Source organism: Porphyromonas macacae DSM 20710 = JCM 13914 (genome assembly GCF_000379945.1).
GTDB classification, from domain to species: Bacteria; Bacteroidota; Bacteroidia; order Bacteroidales; family Porphyromonadaceae; genus Porphyromonas; species Porphyromonas macacae.
Genome location: NZ_KB904124.1, coordinates 586,395 through 604,731 on the forward strand (window position 1 = coordinate 586,395; position 18,337 = coordinate 604,731).

The 18,337-nt window shown below is 44.9% G+C and carries 14 protein-coding genes and 1 other RNA gene; 10 read left to right on the plus strand and 5 right to left on the minus strand.

Annotated features, from left to right (window positions below):
- Positions 1 to 162: 162 nt before the first annotated feature.
- From A3GI_RS0102725 to A3GI_RS0102755, 7 genes are read left to right on the plus strand one after another with little or no spacing between them, the layout of a single operon-like run.
- Complete coding sequence (locus A3GI_RS0102725; protein WP_018359937.1) at positions 163 to 2,568, plus strand: efflux RND transporter permease subunit; 2,406 nt, start codon at positions 163 to 165, stop codon at positions 2,566 to 2,568.
- On the plus strand, positions 2,565 to 2,972 hold the full coding sequence (locus A3GI_RS0102730) for a hypothetical protein (RefSeq protein ID WP_018359938.1): 408 nt from the start codon (positions 2,565 to 2,567) through the stop codon (positions 2,970 to 2,972). The genes A3GI_RS0102725 and A3GI_RS0102730 overlap by 4 nt, the downstream gene beginning before the upstream one ends.
- Before the next feature lie 57 nt (positions 2,973 to 3,029).
- Positions 3,030 to 3,200, plus strand: coding sequence for a hypothetical protein (locus A3GI_RS11575; RefSeq protein ID WP_018359939.1), 171 nt, complete (start codon positions 3,030 to 3,032; stop codon positions 3,198 to 3,200).
- A 24-nt stretch (positions 3,201 to 3,224) separates the two neighbouring features.
- Positions 3,225 to 4,010 (plus strand): outer membrane lipoprotein-sorting protein, encoded by a 786-nt coding sequence (locus A3GI_RS0102740; RefSeq protein ID WP_025079300.1) that lies wholly within the window; start codon positions 3,225 to 3,227, stop codon positions 4,008 to 4,010.
- Positions 4,011 to 4,036: 26 nt separating this feature from the next.
- Entirely contained in the window at positions 4,037 to 5,272 is a 1,236-nt protein-coding gene (locus A3GI_RS0102745; RefSeq protein WP_018359941.1) for a DUF1302 family protein, read from the plus strand.
- Between the two features lie 21 nt (positions 5,273 to 5,293).
- On the plus strand, positions 5,294 to 7,039 hold the full coding sequence (locus A3GI_RS0102750; protein WP_036869652.1) for an ABC transporter ATP-binding protein: 1,746 nt from the start codon (positions 5,294 to 5,296) through the stop codon (positions 7,037 to 7,039).
- A 22-nt stretch (positions 7,040 to 7,061) separates the two neighbouring features.
- Positions 7,062 to 8,774 (plus strand): ABC transporter ATP-binding protein, encoded by a 1,713-nt coding sequence (locus A3GI_RS0102755; RefSeq protein ID WP_018359943.1) that lies wholly within the window; start codon positions 7,062 to 7,064, stop codon positions 8,772 to 8,774.
- A 199-nt stretch (positions 8,775 to 8,973) separates the two neighbouring features.
- On the opposite strand, the gene A3GI_RS0102760 is transcribed toward A3GI_RS0102755, so the two are convergent.
- From A3GI_RS0102760 to A3GI_RS0102775, 4 genes are all read right to left on the minus strand, one after another.
- Positions 8,974 to 10,290, minus strand: a complete 1,317-nt coding sequence (locus tag A3GI_RS0102760) for an aminotransferase class I/II-fold pyridoxal phosphate-dependent enzyme (protein WP_018359944.1) — start codon at positions 10,288 to 10,290, stop codon at positions 8,974 to 8,976.
- A 20-nt stretch (positions 10,291 to 10,310) separates the two neighbouring features.
- Complete coding sequence (locus tag A3GI_RS0102765) at positions 10,311 to 12,353, minus strand: acetate--CoA ligase family protein (protein WP_018359945.1); 2,043 nt, start codon at positions 12,351 to 12,353, stop codon at positions 10,311 to 10,313.
- A gap of 100 nt (positions 12,354 to 12,453) precedes the next feature.
- Positions 12,454 to 13,047, minus strand: a complete 594-nt coding sequence (locus A3GI_RS0102770) for an indolepyruvate oxidoreductase subunit beta (RefSeq protein ID WP_018359946.1) — start codon at positions 13,045 to 13,047, stop codon at positions 12,454 to 12,456.
- Positions 13,048 to 13,070: 23 nt separating this feature from the next.
- The gene (locus A3GI_RS0102775; RefSeq protein ID WP_018359947.1) at positions 13,071 to 14,681 is read right to left on the minus strand and encodes a thiamine pyrophosphate-dependent enzyme; all 1,611 of its coding nucleotides are present in this window, start codon (positions 14,679 to 14,681) and stop codon (positions 13,071 to 13,073) included.
- Positions 14,682 to 15,181: 500 nt separating this feature from the next.
- On the opposite strand from A3GI_RS0102775, the gene udk reads away from it, so the two are divergent.
- Entirely contained in the window at positions 15,182 to 15,802 is a 621-nt protein-coding gene (udk, locus tag A3GI_RS0102780) for a uridine kinase (RefSeq protein WP_018359948.1), read from the plus strand.
- A 79-nt stretch (positions 15,803 to 15,881) separates the two neighbouring features.
- Here the strand turns inward: udk and A3GI_RS0102785 are convergent, their stop codons facing one another.
- A complete protein-coding gene (locus A3GI_RS0102785) occupies positions 15,882 to 16,586 on the minus strand; it encodes a Bax inhibitor-1/YccA family protein (protein WP_018359949.1) in 705 nt (234 codons plus the stop codon).
- Positions 16,587 to 16,760: 174 nt separating this feature from the next.
- Between A3GI_RS0102785 and A3GI_RS0102790 the strand changes: the two genes are divergently transcribed.
- Together A3GI_RS0102790 and ssrA are read left to right on the plus strand one after the other, a co-directional pair.
- Entirely contained in the window at positions 16,761 to 17,501 is a 741-nt protein-coding gene (locus tag A3GI_RS0102790; protein WP_018359950.1) for a Crp/Fnr family transcriptional regulator, read from the plus strand.
- Between the two features lie 155 nt (positions 17,502 to 17,656).
- Positions 17,657 to 18,062: a transfer-messenger RNA gene (gene ssrA / locus A3GI_RS11340) on the plus strand.
- The last annotated feature ends 275 nt before the right edge of the window (positions 18,063 to 18,337 follow it).

Here is an 18,337-nt window from a genome sequence, read left to right on the forward strand (position 1 = left end):
ATTTTCTCAGAGATTGTAGCAGACGATACGCTTTCGGAAGAAGAACTTGAGCAAGGACTCAGGGATTATATTGTTTTCGGAACGGCCGGATGGAAAGAGCTGATGCACATATAGTAGAGAGTATTCAATAACAATAAAAGGCTGTACAAAATCAGTTATACTATGAAAATAGAACGTATTAATAAATGGTTTTACCTCCGTGGTAAATGGATTATCGACAAACGATGGCTTGTATTAGGTCTCTTTGTGATATTACTGGCAATAGGATTCAATGGCCTGAGCTACTTGAATATTAAATCGTCCTGGGAAGATTACTTCTTGGAAGACGATCCTATGATTATAAAAACCGAAGAGTTCAAATCGATTTTCGGGAATGACAACTATGCCGCTGTTCTGACAACATGTGACAATATATTCACCAAAGAAAATCTGGAACTGATACGTCGTCTTTCCAATGAAATGCTCGACAGTATATCGTATGCCGATAAAATTACTTCTCTCACGGACCTTGAGTTTATGGTCGGCAACGAAGATGGGATGACCATCGAGCAGATTGTTCCGGATGAAATACCGGCAGATGATGAAGGGCTTGCGGAAATACGCCGAAAGACTTTCCTGAAACCGTACATCGCAAACCGTTTGGTATCGCAGGATGGTAGACAAACCTGGATTTTGCTCAAGTTGCGTCCTTTCCCTGCAGATTCGGTATGGAACAGAGAAAAGGGAGCCGTATCGCCCGATATGATTACGGGTAAAGAATTAGAGAAGATTATCCTGAAACCGGAATATGCCTCGCTGACACCCAGAGGTACGGGTATGCCTTATCTGGCACAGCAAAAAATGTCGTGGATCGATAAAGAGATGCCGCGCGTTATGGGACTTGCTATCCTTATGGCTCTTATCGTATTGGCTTTCGCAACCCGATCTGTGAGAGGTGTTGTGGTACCGGTCATTACGGCCGGGGCATCCATTATAATGGCCTACGGCATTGCAGGATATTTGCGGCTCGGTATCGACAGCGGCATGATGATGATACCGATCCTTTTGGCTTTTGCCATTGCAGTGGCATATAATATTCATATCCACTCTTATTTCCGAAGGCGAATGACAAAGCATGGTAAGCGTAAGCAAGCAGCCATGGAAACCATCAAAGAAACCGGTTGGCCGGTGCTGTTCAGTGCACTGACAACTTTTGCAGCCTTGCTTTCATTTCTTACAATACCCGTTGTTCCGATGCACTTTATCGGGATAGCAACCTCCACAAGCGTGCTGTTTTCTTTCCTTATTGCCATTACGGTGATGCCTACCGTGCTAAGTTTTGGAAAAGACCGGGCACGCAACACTCCGGCAGAGCGAAAAACAAAGCATTGGCTGGATCGAAATTTGGAACTGTTCGGTATATCTATTCTGAATCGTGAGAAAACGGTTTGGACTGTGTTTATTCTCTTCTCTGTATTTATGCTCTACGAATTCACAAAAATTGAAACCGCTTTTGATGTAGAAAGAACAATGGGCAGAAGAGTAGAGTATGTAAAAAAACTCCTTGAGGTCAGCGAAAGCGAGTTAGGCTCTCTCTATTCTTACGACATCATGATAGATATGCCTGAGAATGATGCTGCTAAAACGCCGGCAGCTCTCCGGGCCCTCGATTCGATAACCAAAGAAGTGGAAAGCTATCCTCTTACCAAACGTACAACCTCCATTCTGAATATCCTTAAAGATCTTAATCAGACATTGCATGATGGAGATGAAGCCTGGTATCGAATTCCGGATGACGGGGACGAAATCGCTCAGCAATTGCTTCTCTATGAAAATGCAGGAGGAAGCGAAGCGGAAAACTGGATCGACTACGACTATAAACGTTTGCGCCTGAAAGTGGAAATACGTACTTATAATTCGGGAGAGGCCGAGAGGGAGATGCAAAGCATTACGGCCTTTGCCCGGAAACTATTCCCGAATGCACAGGTAACGCCGGTGGGCAACATCCCGCAGTTTACCACAATGATGCAGTATATCGTGCGTGGCCAGATTTCCTCTTTCCTGATTTCCCTTCTTATAATCGGCATACTGATGATGATTGTATTCGGCAGTTTCCGTGTCGGGCTTATCGGCCTTATTCCGAATATCATGCCTGCTATCGTTGTGGGCGGGCTGATGGGATTGTTGGATTATCCGTTGGATATGATGACCGCTACCATCATGCCTATGATTTTGGGTTTGGCTGTGGACGATACGATTCATTTTTTCAATCACGGCCATCTGGAGTTCGACCGGCAACGCAGTTACAAAGGGGCTATTCTGAAATCTTTCCGTATTGTAGGTACCCCTATTTTGCTCACCAGTCTGATTATATCGGCAAACTTTTCGGCTTACATGATATCCGAAAGCAATTCTTTCATTCATATGGGTATCCTGTCTGTGGCAGGTATGTTCTCTGCTCTTCTGGCGGACTTGTGCATCACTCCTCTTCTTTTCCGTCGTTTTAGGATTTTTGGTAAAGAAGAGGAAAAGACAATTGTTCAGGAAAAAACACAAGAACAACTATCTAAAATAATACAACAATCATGAAACAGATCGAACAAATCAAATTAGCTTTCTTATGGTTTTTGATTGCCGTAGGATTTATTTTCCACTCTTTGTTTGCTTTGGACGGTATATTCTTCGGAGCAGATATCCGATTGCCCGGTACAGACGGTTCGGAGCCTGCAATGTTCACCCTTGCACATATTTTCTTGGAAATAATGTCGTTGATAATGGTGCTGTTAACACTGTTCATCGACAATAAGGGCTTTGTATGGTTCAATCGTATATGGGCATCCCTGATATGTTTGATGAATGTTTTTCATCTTGCAGCCACATTCGGCGAAGAACCTTTCAGTTTGGCACAGATCATACTGTTGTCTTTCATTCTGTCTGCAAGTATCGTGCTTGTAGTACGCCTTTGGAGGCTGTTCAAGAATGAAGAAATATAAATAAGCGTACAGGTTTGAACAACTTGTGTTTAAGAATATGCGTAAACCCGCGGACTCATGGGCCGTTCGTTTGTTTCTTCGAGGTATGGATGTTGGGTCGACTTTCCGGATATGGCCATTTATTCAGGGCAAGAACTGAAAGCCATGATGAAAAGAGCCGGACAGACCGAAGTGAAGATAGCCGAACACCCCAACGACAAGTGGGTTGCCGTGAACGGTACTAAATAAAAAGGACAATAAAAAAAATTGAACATGAAACGAGTTTTAATAATCGCAGTAATAATGATATCGGCATTGATTACGGATGCTTCTGCACAAACGGCACGCGAAATAGCCCAAAAAGTAAAAGATCGCCCCGATGGCGATACCCGACAATCGGAGATGACAATGAAACTTATCAACAAACGGGGCAGCGTACGCGAGCGAAAACTTATGTCCTACTCCATAGATGTGGGGAAAGGCAAGAAAGACCGCAAAACAATCATGTTTTTTCTCTATCCGGGCGATGTGAAAGGTACCGGTTTTCTCACTTGGGATTATGACCGGATCGGTAAAGACGACGATCGGTGGCTGTATCTTCCTGCTATGAAGAAAACCCGGCGCATCAGTGGAGCCTCTGCCAAGAAAGACTATTTCATGGGGACCGATTTTACTTATGACGATATGGGCACCCGTAATGTAGATGAAGATACCCATGAATTGCTTGGGGAAGAAGTGCTGGACGGCCACAAATGCTGGAAACTGGAATATACGACCAAAGATAACCGGGACGTCTATTCAAAGAAAAGGGCTTGGATCAGGCAGGACTGTCTGATCCCCATCAAAGTGGAATACTACGATAAAATGGGTAAACTGCACCGTAAACTGGAATTATCCGATATCAGCAAAAAGGATGGTTTTTGGATTGCACAAAAGATGCATATGATAAATGTGCAGACGGAGCACCAGACCATTTTGGAAATCAGAAATCCCCAATTCAATAAACCGCTCGAAGAATCGAAATTCAGTGTTACCTCTTTGGAGAAGGGTTCTTTGTAGCAATAATATCCACAATACGTTAAACGATGAAGAACTTTTTGTTAACGCTAATTATCATATTCCTGTTTTCTTTGCGGATTTTCGCACAGGAAGAGAAGGGTTTGCCGTTCGAAGTCAAAGGGTTTGTGGATACCTATCATGCCGTACGGAGCAGCTCTCCATACGATTTGATGAGCTCGCGCACCCGTGTGAGAGGGGAATTGGAAAAACATTTCGGAAACTCCCGGCTGATCGTTTCGTTTAATGCCACGTACAATGCTCTACTGAAAGATGAAACCGGATTCCGTCTGCGTGAGGCTTTTTTTGAACATCGCGAGAGGAATTGGGCTTTGCAGGCAGGACGGCAGCTGATTATCTGGGGAGCCGCAGACGGAGTACGTATAACGGACTTGGTTTCTCCTTTGGATATGACGGAGTTTTTAGCACAGGACTACGACGACATCCGTATGCCGGTGAATGCTCTGCGTTTTTCTCTCTTTAATGAAACATTGCGATTTGAAACTGTTTTGATACCCGTATTCGAGGGGTATAAACTGCCTTATCGGTCAGACAATCCCTGGAGTTTTTTGTCTTCGATGCCCAGTCTTAATGTTGTTTGGGATGACAAAACCGGAACACCGGCTTTTGAGTTTGCCAATATCGAGTACGGAGGACGGCTCAATGTTACATTGCCGGGGATAGATTTCTCGCTTGCAGCTCTGCATACATGGAATAAGATGCCGGTTTTGGAGCAGGTTTCCCCTTCTCCCAAAGAGTTGCACATTACTCCCCGATACTACCGTATGGGCTTTTTGGGTGGAGACTTGTCTGTTCCCTTCGGGCAATTTGTGATGCGGGGCGAAGCTGCATTTAACATCGATAAGCATTTCTCTTACAGTCGTCCCGCTTCGCAACGTGGGTTCAATACTTTCAACTGGCTGTTGGGTATAGACTGGTATGCTCCTCATGATTGGATGCTTTCGGCACAGTTCTCCTCTGAAAATATTTTCGGCTATAAAGATTTTATCAAACAGGCTGATAACAGTTCGCTTCTGACCCTTAATATTTCAAAGAAACTGTTTAACAATATCCTTCAATTATCCGATTTCACTTATTGGGATTTGACTGACCGCGGTTGGTTCAGCCGTTTTTCGGTAGACTATGCTTTGAGTGACCAGATTCACCTCATGGCGGGGTATGACTGGTTCGGAGGAGAAGAAGGTATTTTCGGCACATACAAGAATAATTCGGAATTTTGGTTCAAAGCGAAATACAGCTTTTAACCTTAAATAACACAATATGTAATGTTTAGAAAAATACGTTCATATATGGGCAGCCGGGCTGTACTCCTGCCCATTTCGTTAATACTTTCAGGGCTCAACGGACTTATTTCTTTAGCCCCTTTTATATTCATCTGGTTCATTGTGCGCACATTGCTTTTGAATCATCGAGTAGTAGCCGGTACGCGTGTATATGCATACGCCTGGTGGGCTTTTGGTTTTGCCGTGTTTGGCATAGTGCTCTATTTCTGTTCGCTGATGTTTTCACATTTTGCAGCATTCAGAGTGGAGGTTAATATGCGGCGTGAGGCCATGCGTAGAGTGGTAAAAATGCCTTTGGGATACTTCAATGAAAATCTTAGCGGCAAGATGCGTAAGGTGATCGATGAAGATTCTTCGCAGACACATACCTTTTTGGCTCATCTTTTACCGGATATCATCGGCAGTTTTATGGCTCCCGTCGGTGTGATTATTCTGATTTTTCTTTTAGACTGGCGATTAGGAGCTGTTTGTTTGATTCCGATTCTTTTTGCTTTCACCACGATGTTTATTATGATGAATCCGAAGCACAACGACTTTCAACATCTTTTTTTGGATGCCCAGGAAAAAATGAGCAGCGAGGCTGTGGAATATGTGCGCGGCATACCGGTTGTAAAAGTGTTTCAGCAAACGGTATTTTCTTTCAAGCGTTTTTATGACAGTATTATTTCCTACAAAGAGTTGGTTACAAAGTATACTTTAAGTTGGCAAAAACCGATGTCTTTTTATACAATGATCATCAATAGTTTTGCTTTCTTTCTGATTCCTGTGGGTATTATTCTTATCGGGCTGTCCGGTAATGCAATGAGTATCATAACGGATTTGTTTTTGTACATACTTATCACACCCATTTTTTCCTCCAACATCATGAAGATCATGTATCTGAGTCAAAATCTTTTCATGGCTGACGAGGCTATAAACCGTTTGGAAAAACTGACTTCGGAGCAACCTCTTGAGGAGCCTGAAAAGGGACAGATACCCGAGGAGCACGATGTGACATTCGATAATGTATCATTTCGTTATGCGGGAGCCGAACAAAATGCCATCGACAACATCAGCTTCAAAATTCCGCAAGGGCAAACATACGCCATGGTCGGAGCCTCCGGTGGAGGGAAAACGACTATCGCCCGTCTCATACCGCGTTTTTGGGATACTACTGCCGGCAGAGTTTCTATCGGGGGGATAGATGTCCGGGATATAGCCAAAGAAGAATTGATGAAACAAATCTCATTTGTTTTTCAAAACACAAAACTTTTCAAAACCACGCTCAGGAAGAATATTACCTATGGAGCGCCCGACGCTCTGCAAGCAGATATAGACCGGGCTGTCGATCTGTCGCAAAGCCGGGAGATAATAAACCGTCTCCCCGAAGGATTGGAAACGAAGATCGGAGCGGAGGGAACTTATGTGTCAGGCGGAGAGCAACAACGCATAGTCTTGGCGCGTGCCATACTCAAGAATGCTCCCATCGTGGTACTCGACGAGGCTACGGCTTTTGCCGATCCGGAGAATGAACAGTTGATACAAAAAGCTTTTCAGGAGCTTATGAAAGGCAAAACCGTATTGATGATAGCTCACCGGCTAACGAGCATACAGCATGTAGATCGAATACTGGTTGTGGAAAAAGGGAAAATAGTCGAACAGGGTACTCATTCGGAACTTCTGTCACAAAAAGGCTTGTACAGTACTATGTGGGAAGAATATAAACGCTCTGTGGCTTGGACAATATAGAAAACTTTAATCGATAGCAACAATGATACGATACTTTCAAAACCGGTTTGCTTTATCGCGTCAAGGAGCGCAGGCCCTTGTCGCAGGCATCTTTTGGACTACTCTGCTGAATCTTGCCTTGATCTTGCCGGCTATATTCACATTTATTTTTCTGGATGATTATTTACAAAAGTCCGTTTCGCACAATATCTGGTTTTACGTAATAATAGCTTTGGCTTTCATGGCCGTGATCTATGTTATTGCCATGTTGCAATACACGAGCACTTATACCAGGATATATACAGAGAGTGCCAACCGTCGTATCTCTTTGGCGGAGAAACTGCGTAAACTGCCTCTGGCTTTCTTTGGAGAGAAGAACCTTTCGGATCTGACATCCACTATGATGGAAGACAGCACGAACCTCGAAAAACTTTTTTCGCACACTGTTCCGCAACTGTTTGCATCCGTTCTCAGTATAATGTTATTTGCTCTGGGGCTTTTCTTTTATAACTGGCAACTTTCTCTGGCTCTCTTTTGGGTCGTACCCGTTGCTACGCTGGTTCTTGTGGTTTCAAAGAAAACGATGGACGGGGCTTTTGCAAAGAACTATCTTATTAAAAGACAGGTTACAGAGCAGATACAGGAGGGGATAGAAGAAATACAGGAGATTAAGTCGTACAATGGAGAAAAAGAATATTTGTCTCGCTTTGATGAGAGCATAAAGGTTTATGAAAAAGACCTTATAAGAGGAGAATTGCTCTGCGGTTCTTTCCTGAACACGTCTTATATCATTCTTAAATTAGGGCTCGCTACCGTTATTCTTGCGGGTGCTTATCTCTTGGGCAACGGAAAGATAGACCTTTTTGTTTACCTGGTATTTCTGTTGATAGGCTCCGGTATCTATAATCCGATAACTGAAGTTTTCAATAATCTGGCCATACTTCAATTTCTGGATGTTCGTATCGGCCGGATAAAGGAAATGGAATCCATGCCTGCGCAGCAGGGAGCAACGGAATGTACTCCGGCCAATTACGATATTACATTTGAATCCGTGGATTTTTCTTATCAGGGGGACAAGCAAGTATTACGCAATGTTTCTTTTACTGCAAGACAGGGTGAAGTTACGGCTCTTGTGGGGCCTTCGGGTGGAGGAAAGAGTACTGCGGCCAAATTGGCTGCCCGTTTTTGGGATGTAAACAAGGGAAGAGTGCTGCTGGGCGGAGTCGATATTTCTACTGTCGATCCTGAAACGCTTTTATATAATTATGCCATCGTGTTTCAGGATGTGATGCTTTTCAATGCAAGTGTAGCGGATAACATACGTATCGGAAAGAAAGATGCAAGCGATGAGGAAATAAGACGTGTAGCCCGGCTGGCACAGTGCGATGAGTTTATCCGGGAACTTCCTGATGGCTATGAAACATTGATCGGAGAAAACGGAGAGACCCTTTCGGGAGGAGAGCGCCAACGTATCTCCATAGCACGTGCTCTGCTCAAGGATGCGCCGATCGTACTTTTGGATGAAGCTACGGCGAGTCTTGATGTAGAAAATGAAACAAAAATACAGGCGGGAATTTCCGAACTTATAAAAAATAAAACAGTGCTTATCATCGCTCACCGTATGCGTACCGTGGCCAATGCTCATAAGATTGTGATGCTGAAAGAAGGTGAAGTAGTCGAATGCGGCACTCCTGACGACTTGAGACAGCAGAACGGAGAATTTGCCCGGATGGTGAAAGCGCAGCAGGCCGATTGATTTGAATGCGTAAAATTGAAAAAACAGATTTCGGGTATTTGCTCGGATAATCTGCTCTTTTGCGTGATTACAGGAACTTAAACGGGGTTGTGCCAAAAATGAATTTTGACACAGCCCCGTTTAGAATATCGTTATCCGGCGGTAACCACCCAATAACATAAATTAATCTTTGTTTTCTTAATACATAAGGAACGTCCGCTTAAGATTGCATGTGTTCGTTGAGGAGCTTTGCACGCTGCTCCAAATCCGGCAGCTGCTCATCAGGAATTAAAGATACGCAAACGCGCATCACTCCTTTTTGTTCGCTCCCCGTAGTATCCAGTGTTATGGCGCACATACCGTATTGAAGGAGCAATTCCAACAGACGGTTACTGTCTAAATTCTTATAACCGATTGTGAAGTAGAAACCATCTGCAATAGGTTCGTCGCCATCTTTGTCATAGACGATGTGAAAGCCGTTACCGGTAAACATTTTCTTGATTTTATTCGCTTTCTCACCATAAATCTTAGTAGCCTCGACGAAATTGTACTTTCCATCATTGGTAGCTTTAAGCAGTGCCGCCAGTCCCCACTGTGCGGAGTGTGTGGCACCGGAAGAAAGGGCATATAAAGCAGAAGAAACGATGGCTTCACCAAAACGTTTTCTGCCAAAGGTGACCTCAAGATCGGGAAACTCCCGTTCGTGCAACTTGGATGAGATTACAAGCATACCGATACGCTGTCCGGCATAGCTGAAAGCTTTCGAGCTGGAAATGAGCAGAATGTAATTATCGGTATACTTGGCCACCGTAGGCACGAAAGGCGGCACACCGGGTTGAGAGTAATCATGGCGGAAGTCCATGCCGAAATAGGCCAGGTCTTCGATGACGACCACATCGTATTTCGTTGCCAGCTCCCCGATGATACGCAGTTCTTCATCCGTAAAGCACTGCCATGTGGGATTGTTGGGGTTGGAATAGATGATGGATTGGAATTGCCCCGTTTTCAGGTAACTTTCCAACTTATCGCGCAATTTCTCTCCGCGGTAATGAAAAACATCAAAAGTCTCGAACGGCTGCTGCAGGATGCGTGCCTGCAATTTATTCATATTGAAGCCGGGGTCGATAAACAGCGTTCCTTTACTGCGGTCTTTGTGACAGCGGTTAGCGACCAGAAACGAAGTAAAAGTCCCTTGCATCGACCCCACCGTAGGCACGCAATTACGAGGAGTAACATCCACGTCCAGAAACAGTTTTACGAAACGTGCTATCTCGGCTTTCAATTCGGGCAGACCATCCAAATTGGGGTAAACAGCACTTACGCCCCGTTCCATGGCTTCCCGCTCGGCATCTATAGCCACACGCGGAGAAGGCAATCCCGGCACGCCCATTTCCATACGCACATAGCGAACGCCCGTTTTTGCTTGCAGTACATTGACCAATGCCACCAAATCGCGAATGGAAGCAGTGGCCAAATCTTTGATATTGAGTTCTTCCTGAGCTTGTTTGATTATCTCTTTTGATATTGGGAAATTCATTTTTACACTCTTTTTCTGTTCTACAATTTTATAACCACATCCACAGCGGCCAAATGTTTTCCATGTCCCATAAGCGGATTCAAATCCATTTCTTCTATCTCGGGCACGGCACTGAGCAAACCGGATACCTTACAGATGGCATCGGCGAAAACCTCTTCATCGATACCTTCCTTGCCGCGCACTCCCTGAATCATTTTATAGGATTTCAGAGAACGTATCATACGCAGCGCTTCACTTTTGTGAACGGGAGCCAAAGCATATTGAATATCTTTGAGTACCTCCACGAAGATACCTCCCAATCCACAGGTTATCAGATGCCCGAAACCGGGTTCCTTTTTCACTCCGATGAAAACTTCCAGGCCGTACTCCATTTGGCAGAGTTCCACTCCCTCTGCACATTCTATGGCATTCAGCTTCTTAAAGTTAGTACGTACCGCTTCCATCGTGGTAACATTCAAAATAACACCGCCGACTTCCGATTTGTGTGCAGGGCCTACAACTTTCATTACCAGCGGAAAACCCAATTCTTCTGCAGCCTTGACGGCATGTTCCTCTGTATTCACAATACGGTTCATCGGGCGTTTGATACCTGTCAGATCCAATAACTTCATTCCTTGTTCGGTCGGCACCAGTCCCTTATGTCCTTGAAGCAATTCTTTTACTGCTGCCTCGTTGGGCAAAACAGGATCAGGTTCTGCGTCAGGAGCGATAAAGCCGGTTTCTTTGAGCAAAGCATGTCCCAGCACTGCCTCATCTTCGAAAAAGACGCCGCCTTCATCCACGAAAACGTCCATTTCGGCCTTTGCATTGATAATAGAGGGCAAAACGGTATATATCGGCTTTTTACATTTTTTCTGTTGCTCTCGTATGACGGCATAAGCATCTGCATTGGAGAAAAGGCCGGGACTTCCGAAAATAACCACCATACCGTCGATGTTATCCAGCTTGTCGCAGAATGTGATGCACTTGTCCAACTGCTCGGCCGTTCCGGTGGACAAAATATCCACGGGGTTAGATACCGAAGAGCCTTCAAACAGCTCCGGCAGCAGCGGCGCCATCACATCATCCGGCAAGTGAGGTACATCCATTCCGCCGTTTGAGAGTACGTCCGTGAGCATCACAGCCGGTCCGCCGGCATGCGTAATGATGCCGATGCGCTTGCCTTTCAATGGTGCATGCTGCAATACGGCACCCACAGCAGTCAATTCTCCGCGACTGTTGCAACGAATGATGCCTGCTTTACGGAAGAGAGCATCCACGGCCATGTCCGAATTGAGCATAGCCCCGGTATGCGAAGCGGCAGCACGCCCGCCGGCATCCGATGTACCCGACTTCACGGCTGCGATACGACAGCCTTTTTCAATCAGTTCACGGGCGTTCTTCAAGAATTTCAATGGTTTCTTGATACTTTCTATATACATCAGCACTGTCCGTGGCGAACGTTCCGTGCCGTATGTTTCATTAACATATTCCAGCACGTCTTCCACACAGGTGTGTGCCGCATTACCCACAGAGTACACAGCGGAGAAAGGCAAACCCTTGCTGAGTGCCGATTCCATGATAAACACACAAGTGGCGCCGGAGCTTGAGATCAACGTAGCACCATCCCATTGCAGCTTGGGAATAGGGGTCGTAAATACCGATTGATGCAAAGGGTTCATTACACCGATACAGTTCGGCCCGATAAGCGTGGCTCCATGTTTGTCGGCCATACTTGCCAGTTCCTGCTCCAAACGTTTCCCCTCTGCTCCCATTTCTGAAAAGCCGGCAGATAAAATAATAACGGCTTTCGTTCCTTTTTCCTCCAAAAGCACTTTTACATTCGGCACGCACATTGTAGCCGGTATGGCCAGAATAGCCAGATCGGTCTGAGGAAGATCGGAAACATCTTTATAAGCTTTAATCCCCTGTATCGTTTCTTTTTTAGGGTTCACGGCATAGATATCGCCCTTGAATGTGCCGTTTTTTACATTATAAAGTGCTTTTCCTCCGGGTTTTTCGATATTGTCCGATGCACCGACTATCACAATGCTTTTCGGATCGACAAGTTGAGGTGTAATCATAGAATTATTATTAAAGTATTTTTTGTTGTATCGAAAAACCGTCCTTTGTTTCTTTCGATTTTCAAAGGACGGTTCTAATTATCTAAACCGGACAGATCCGTTACTTTTTCTCGGCATAGCGTATTGCGAAGTCACGACCCGCTCTAATGGCTTTCAGATTCATATCCACCACATCCTGCCCCTTGCTGCGGAAAATGGCCTCCGTACCTTTCTCGATATAATCGAAGGGAATGTCGATAAAAGGAGAAGCCGCTCCGAGCATCACAAAGTTAGAGGCGCGGGCATTACCCACTTCTTCTTTTGCTATGGCATCCGCATCGATGAGTACATGGTGCGGCAGGGATTTGATTTTGGCCATCAGTTCTTCTACCTCCGGATAATTGGGTATATTGATAAAAGGAGCCGAGTTGGTTACCACATAACCGTTCGGTTTGAGGTAAGGCAAGTAGCGCAAAGCCTCCATAGGCTCTACCGAAAGAATAATATCTGCGCTGCCCAATGCAATCAGATCCGAGTAAATAGGGCTGTCGGATATTCTCAAATAGGATTGAACGTCGCCGCCGCGCTGGCTCATGCCGTGCGTCTCGGCCTGCTTGAGATACAAATTATTCGTAAGAGCAGCAGAACCCAAAGCTGCGGCTATAGATAAAATTCCCTGTCCGCCGACACCGGCTAAAACCATATCTGTTTTCATCTTCTTAATCTCCTCTTTATATGTTATTTTTTAGCCTTAGCCGCTTTGGCTTTCTTCGCATCACGTAAATGTTTCTGTATGCAGATCCGTTTCGGTATGATCACGGAAACGCCCTTATATTCGATCTCCTCACGAATAATCTTACGCAGCTCTTCCTGATTTCTCGGAACAGGCAACAAACATTTCACATGTTCGGACTCTACGCCTAATCCTTTACAAATCTGTTCCACCTTGTTAAGTGCGGAAGACTCTTGTCCGCCGGTCATGGAAATGGACTCGTTGTCCGAAACGATAACCGTAATGTTGGATTTTTCATTGACAGCATCTAATAGTCCTGTCATACCCGAGTGGGTAAAAGTAGAGTCGCCGATGACGGCAACCGCAGGGAAGAGACCTCCGTCCGAAGCTCCTTTGGCCATGGTAATGGAAGCTCCCATATCCACACAGGTGTTGATGGCTTCGTAGGGTGGCAGAGCACCCAAAGTATAGCAGCCGATATCTGCGAATACACGGCCGTCGGGGTACTCTTTCATTACCGCATTCAGAGCGTCGTAAACATCCCGATGGCTACACCCCACACACAGGGCCGGCGGTCTGCCGGCAACCAGTTCGGGAACGGGCAAGCCTTGTGTTGTAGGCAGGTCGAAAGCCTTTGCCACATGGTCGGGGTTCAACTCGCCGTCACGGGGCAAAGTGCCGTCCAGACGCCCTTTGATACGCTCCAGACCGGGAAATCCTTTCAACTCTTCTTCCACAACGGGATAGCCTTCCTCCAGCACGACTATCTCCTTACATTCGTCCAAAAGGCGTGACATCTGTTTGCGTGGAATGGGATATTGGGTCATTTTGAGAACGGGGTAGGGCACCCGGCTCTTGAAAGCCTCCATGAGGTAGTTGTATGCAATACCACAGGCCACGATACCTTTGCTTTTGTCTTTTCCGTCAAAATATTCTGTAAACGGATTTTCTTCTGCTTTGGCAACAAATTCTTTTTGTTTGTCCAAAAGCACTTTATAGCGTTTCTTGGCAATGACCGGCAGGAGCACATACTGACGCTTGTCTTCCGGCAGTGTCAGTTTATTTTCTGCCCGGACTTCTCCTGCAGGCTGTACTCCGGCACGTGAGTGTGCCAACCGGGTGGTTATACGCAAAAGTACGGGAGTTCCCAGTTTTTCAGACAGTTCAAATCCTCTTTTTGTCAACTCGTAGGCTTCCTGTTGATTGGATGGCTCCAATACCGGCACCATGGCGAACTTGCCATAGACGCGTGAGTCCTGTTCATTCTGCGAAGAGTGCATAGAGGGGTCGTCTGCGGCAACGATCACCAGGCCGCCGTTGGCTCCGGTGATGGACGCATTCATGAAGCAATCTGCAGCCACATTCATACCTACGTGTTTCATACAAACCAAAGCACGTTTCCCGGCATAAGACATCCCCAGCGCACTTTCCATGGCGGTCTTTTCATTGGCAGACCATTCGCGATGGATATTGCGTTCCTTGGCAATTTTGGAATTCTGGATATATTCGGTAATCTCTGTAGACGGAGTTCCCGGATAAGCATATACGCCCGAAATGCCGGCATCGATGGCGCCGAGGGCAATAGCTTCCACACCTAACAATAATTGTTTTTGCATGATAGTTTATCTATTTATTGATAACATTTTTATAAGGCTATACCAAGCAAATATATACAATTTACTTTGTATTTCAATGATAACATCGAGTAAGAAATACGTTGTGTATATCCCATGAAAATATTCTATTGCACACCTTATTATATAGGCTTCATATCATGTTTCGTGAAACCGGTATGACAGTCGATATAAAAAGACGACCTAATGCCATACAATAGATAAAACATACAGCTTGAGCGGTAAAAGTGACGTGTACTGAAAAAATCTCTGCCTGATGGTGGAAAATTCTTCAGGCAAAGAAAAAAAATCCAAGTTAACTTCGTTGAAAATCCGTAGCGCTAAGAATTTTCAGCCATCAGGCAGAGATTTCTTATCCGGCAGATAAGGAGCCCGATGGCTTCAGGTGAAAAAGGCTGTCACCATTGTTTTAAGAACTGTGAGATTTGCAGTTATGCCATAATATTCGGTATTTTTGCTATAAACTTCACTACCACTAACGTATGCAAACAACGATAATAGGCGTAGCCGGTGGCTCTGCATCCGGCAAGTCCACCCTGGTAACCAAACTCAAACAAACCTTTATTGAAGAGCAGGTCGTTACACTCTGTCATGACTATTACTACAAGGCACATGATAATTTACCGCTGGAAGAGCGGGCCAAGCTCAACTACGACCATCCAGATGCTTTCGATACGGATATGATGATACGGGACATACGCCTGCTCAAAGAAGGGAAAAGCATCGAACGTCCGGTCTATTCCTTTACCGAACATAACCGCATGAAGCAGACCGTAACAGTACATCCGGCCAAAGTAATCATACTGGACGGTATACTCATACTGGAAAATAAAGAATTGCGTGAGCTGATGGATATGAAAATATTTGTGGATACGGACCCTGACGTTCGCTTGGGCAGGCGTCTGTTACGGGATGTGCAGGAAAGAGGCAGAAGCATCGACTCTGTGATGACACAGTACTTCGGTACCGTAAAACCGATGCACGATGAGTTTGTGGAGCCTTCCAAACGCTATGCGAACCTGATTATACCCGAGGGCGGTTTCAACAATGTAGCTCTGACTCTTCTGATTAAGAACATTCGCTCTCTGATAGAAGACGAATAGGTTGGAAAGAAGCCGATGGCAATAATAAAAACCGAGGGAGAATCTCCTTCGGTTTTTATTTGCCGTATTGCGTTGATTGCTAATTTTTGTTTCCGAATATACGGAGGATGTAAAGAAACAGGTTGATAAAATCCAGATAGAGAGACAAAGCGCCGAGCAGAGCGACTTTTTTCGTCGTGTCATTCACTTCATCGGCCGTGGACAGCATTCGTTTAATTTTTTGCACATCCCAGGCTGTAAGGCCGGTAAAGATAAGTACGCCGGCATAAGTGGTAATCCAATAAATAGCGCTGCTCTTCAGGAAAATATTCACGATGGTGGCAATAATCAGGCCGATCAGTGCCATAAACAGAATACTGCCCATCTTTGACAAATCGCGGCGCGTGGTATACCCCCACAAAGCCATTGCCCCGAATGTTCCTGCCGTGACAAAGAAAGCAAGAGAAATAGATGCCCGAGTATAAATTAGAAATATCGAACTGAGCATCACGCCGTTTAATATCGAATAGATAATAAACATCAGCGTAGCTGCCGTGAACGAGATTTTATTGATGGCGGCAGAAAGGGCTATGACCATAATCAGCTCTGCAATCACCAGCCCCCACATGAGCATGGGGGTTTGCATGAGTGTAAACATAAAACTGCTGTTGTATACCAACATAGACGTAAGCCCGGTGATGCCCAATGCTATCGTCATCCACAAAAATACCTTGGAGAGCAATTTGCTCATCACAGAACCGGCTACATAAGCACCCGTCTGCGTAACACGATTATTAAAATCCATTTATAATTTTTTACTTGTTTAACTTGTTTCTTATTTTCTAAGCCTGTAAAATTCGATATAAAATCTTGAAATTCAAATTTTCGGCATAATATTAGTAAAAAAAGGCTACCTTTGCAAAGGTTTTTATGCTGTTGAACATATTAATCCCATTTTCTGCCATTTTTTGTTGATAATATGGTTAAAACATCTGCTGAAAAAAGAATCTTACTAACGGCTCGAAATCTTCCAAAAGCGAAAGCTCCGGCTGAGAGATTGAAAGCGATCTGGCCGTTACTGCTCGATGCAGATGAACGTCGCTTGTTGATAGACAGCGTAGAGTCCATAGAATGCAGACGGGGAACCAGACTCTTTCAGGAGGGAGATACGATAACTTCTCTTCTTTATCTCAACAGGGGCAAGGTAAAAATGTTCAGGCGGGGTATAGGCGGACGCTTGTATATAACCCGGATGATCAAGCCGGGGCAATTCTTCGGTATAAGACCTTATTTCGCCCATCAATCCGCTCAAACGACAGCGGAGGTTTTTGAAAATGCTGAAATTCTGAAAGTGCCGGTAGATGTAATAGATCGTCTGCTGGAAAAAAATACCGCCGTGGCCAGATACTTTTTAACTGCTTTGGCTACAGAATTGGGGTTGGCGGAAGACAGAACGATAAGTCTGACACAAAAACATGTCAGAGGCCGACTGGCAGAGACCCTGCTCTTTCTGATGCAGAACTACGGGCTGGAGAATGACGGAGCTACTCTGGATATATACCTCAGTCGTGAAGATTTGGCCGCTTTGAGCAATATGACTACAAGCAATGCCATACGTACCCTTTCGCTTTTTGCTTCGGAACGTATCATTGCCTTGGACGGCAGAATCATTAAGATTATCGATCCGGATGGGTTGGAAAAAATAAGTAAACACGGATAATACACTGATTGAACTATATAGGAGAAAGACGAGAAAGGGTTATGGGCACAGGCCGGTAGCCCTTTTTTATGTGCTCTTACCTGCAGAAAGCTATGTTTGTTTTGTATGACAATAAACTTATCGTTACCTTTACGATCTAAAATAGAGACAAAACCGGGGCTGACTGGCTTTGACAGCGTGCCGAGGTGATTTGTAAGCATGTAGTGCATCGGTAATTGGCACTTAAATCTCAGTTATCGAACTTTTTAGTTGGCGAAAATAATTACGCTCTCGCTGCGTAACCGAAGTATAGTAGGTTAATCGCTTTATTGCTGCACAGGTGTGGCAACGAGACATCATCCGAGAAGCTCCCGACCCGTAGCGTCTCGACCCGGTGGTGTAACGGAAATTCGGGTATCGCTCTGCTCAGCCTTCGGAGCCGGGTTAAATGAAAGAAGGATAAGGATATGGGAAGGTAGTTTCGGCCCAACCCGAATCTCGAAAATCAAAGCGAAAATAAACATGTAGAAAGCAGGTTGTTTCCGCGTTTGGACGAGGGTTCAATTCCCTCCAGCTCCACCGATTAAACGGGGCTGTGTCAAAATTGGATTTTGGCACAGCCCCGTTTACGTGTGTCAGTCTTTGTGCCCTGTACTTTGCGCATGATGACACTTTCTTTTCCTTTGATTGTTTTGTCAAAAAGCTTCGAGAAATCATCTACAGTGCAAAAATTCAATTATATTTACTTTTATAAAGCAGTGTTTTATGAATGTATATCTTATTGGTTCCCAAATATTACAAATATTACAAGATATAAATAATTCGCTGCTTTTTCAGTTATAACACACACGATATTA

Excerpts from the sequence above, each read along its gene's own strand:
- A3GI_RS0102785 (WP_018359949.1), bottom strand. The coding sequence starts at position 16,586 with ATGGATTTTAATAATCGTGTTACGCAGACGGGTGCTTATGTAGCCGGT.
- udk (WP_018359948.1), top strand. The coding sequence starts at position 15,182 with ATGCAAACAACGATAATAGGCGTAGCCGGTGGCTCTGCATCCGGCAAG.
- A3GI_RS0102730 (WP_018359938.1), top strand. The coding sequence starts at position 2,565 with ATGAAACAGATCGAACAAATCAAATTAGCTTTCTTATGGTTTTTGATT.
- A3GI_RS0102775 (WP_018359947.1), bottom strand. The coding sequence starts at position 14,681 with ATGCAAAAACAATTATTGTTAGGTGTGGAAGCTATTGCCCTCGGCGCC.
- A3GI_RS0102725 (WP_018359937.1), top strand. The coding sequence starts at position 163 with ATGAAAATAGAACGTATTAATAAATGGTTTTACCTCCGTGGTAAATGG.
- A3GI_RS0102790 (WP_018359950.1), top strand. The coding sequence starts at position 16,761 with ATGGTTAAAACATCTGCTGAAAAAAGAATCTTACTAACGGCTCGAAAT.
- A3GI_RS0102770 (WP_018359946.1), bottom strand. The coding sequence starts at position 13,047 with ATGAAAACAGATATGGTTTTAGCCGGTGTCGGCGGACAGGGAATTTTA.
- A3GI_RS0102750 (WP_036869652.1), top strand. The coding sequence starts at position 5,294 with ATGTTTAGAAAAATACGTTCATATATGGGCAGCCGGGCTGTACTCCTG.
- A3GI_RS11575 (WP_018359939.1), top strand. The coding sequence starts at position 3,030 with ATGGGCCGTTCGTTTGTTTCTTCGAGGTATGGATGTTGGGTCGACTTT.
- A3GI_RS0102765 (WP_018359945.1), bottom strand. The coding sequence starts at position 12,353 with ATGATTACACCTCAACTTGTCGATCCGAAAAGCATTGTGATAGTCGGT.
- A3GI_RS0102745 (WP_018359941.1), top strand. The coding sequence starts at position 4,037 with ATGAAGAACTTTTTGTTAACGCTAATTATCATATTCCTGTTTTCTTTG.
- A3GI_RS0102760 (WP_018359944.1), bottom strand. The coding sequence starts at position 10,290 with ATGAATTTCCCAATATCAAAAGAGATAATCAAACAAGCTCAGGAAGAA.
- A3GI_RS0102740 (WP_025079300.1), top strand. The coding sequence starts at position 3,225 with ATGAAACGAGTTTTAATAATCGCAGTAATAATGATATCGGCATTGATT.
- A3GI_RS0102755 (WP_018359943.1), top strand. The coding sequence starts at position 7,062 with ATGATACGATACTTTCAAAACCGGTTTGCTTTATCGCGTCAAGGAGCG.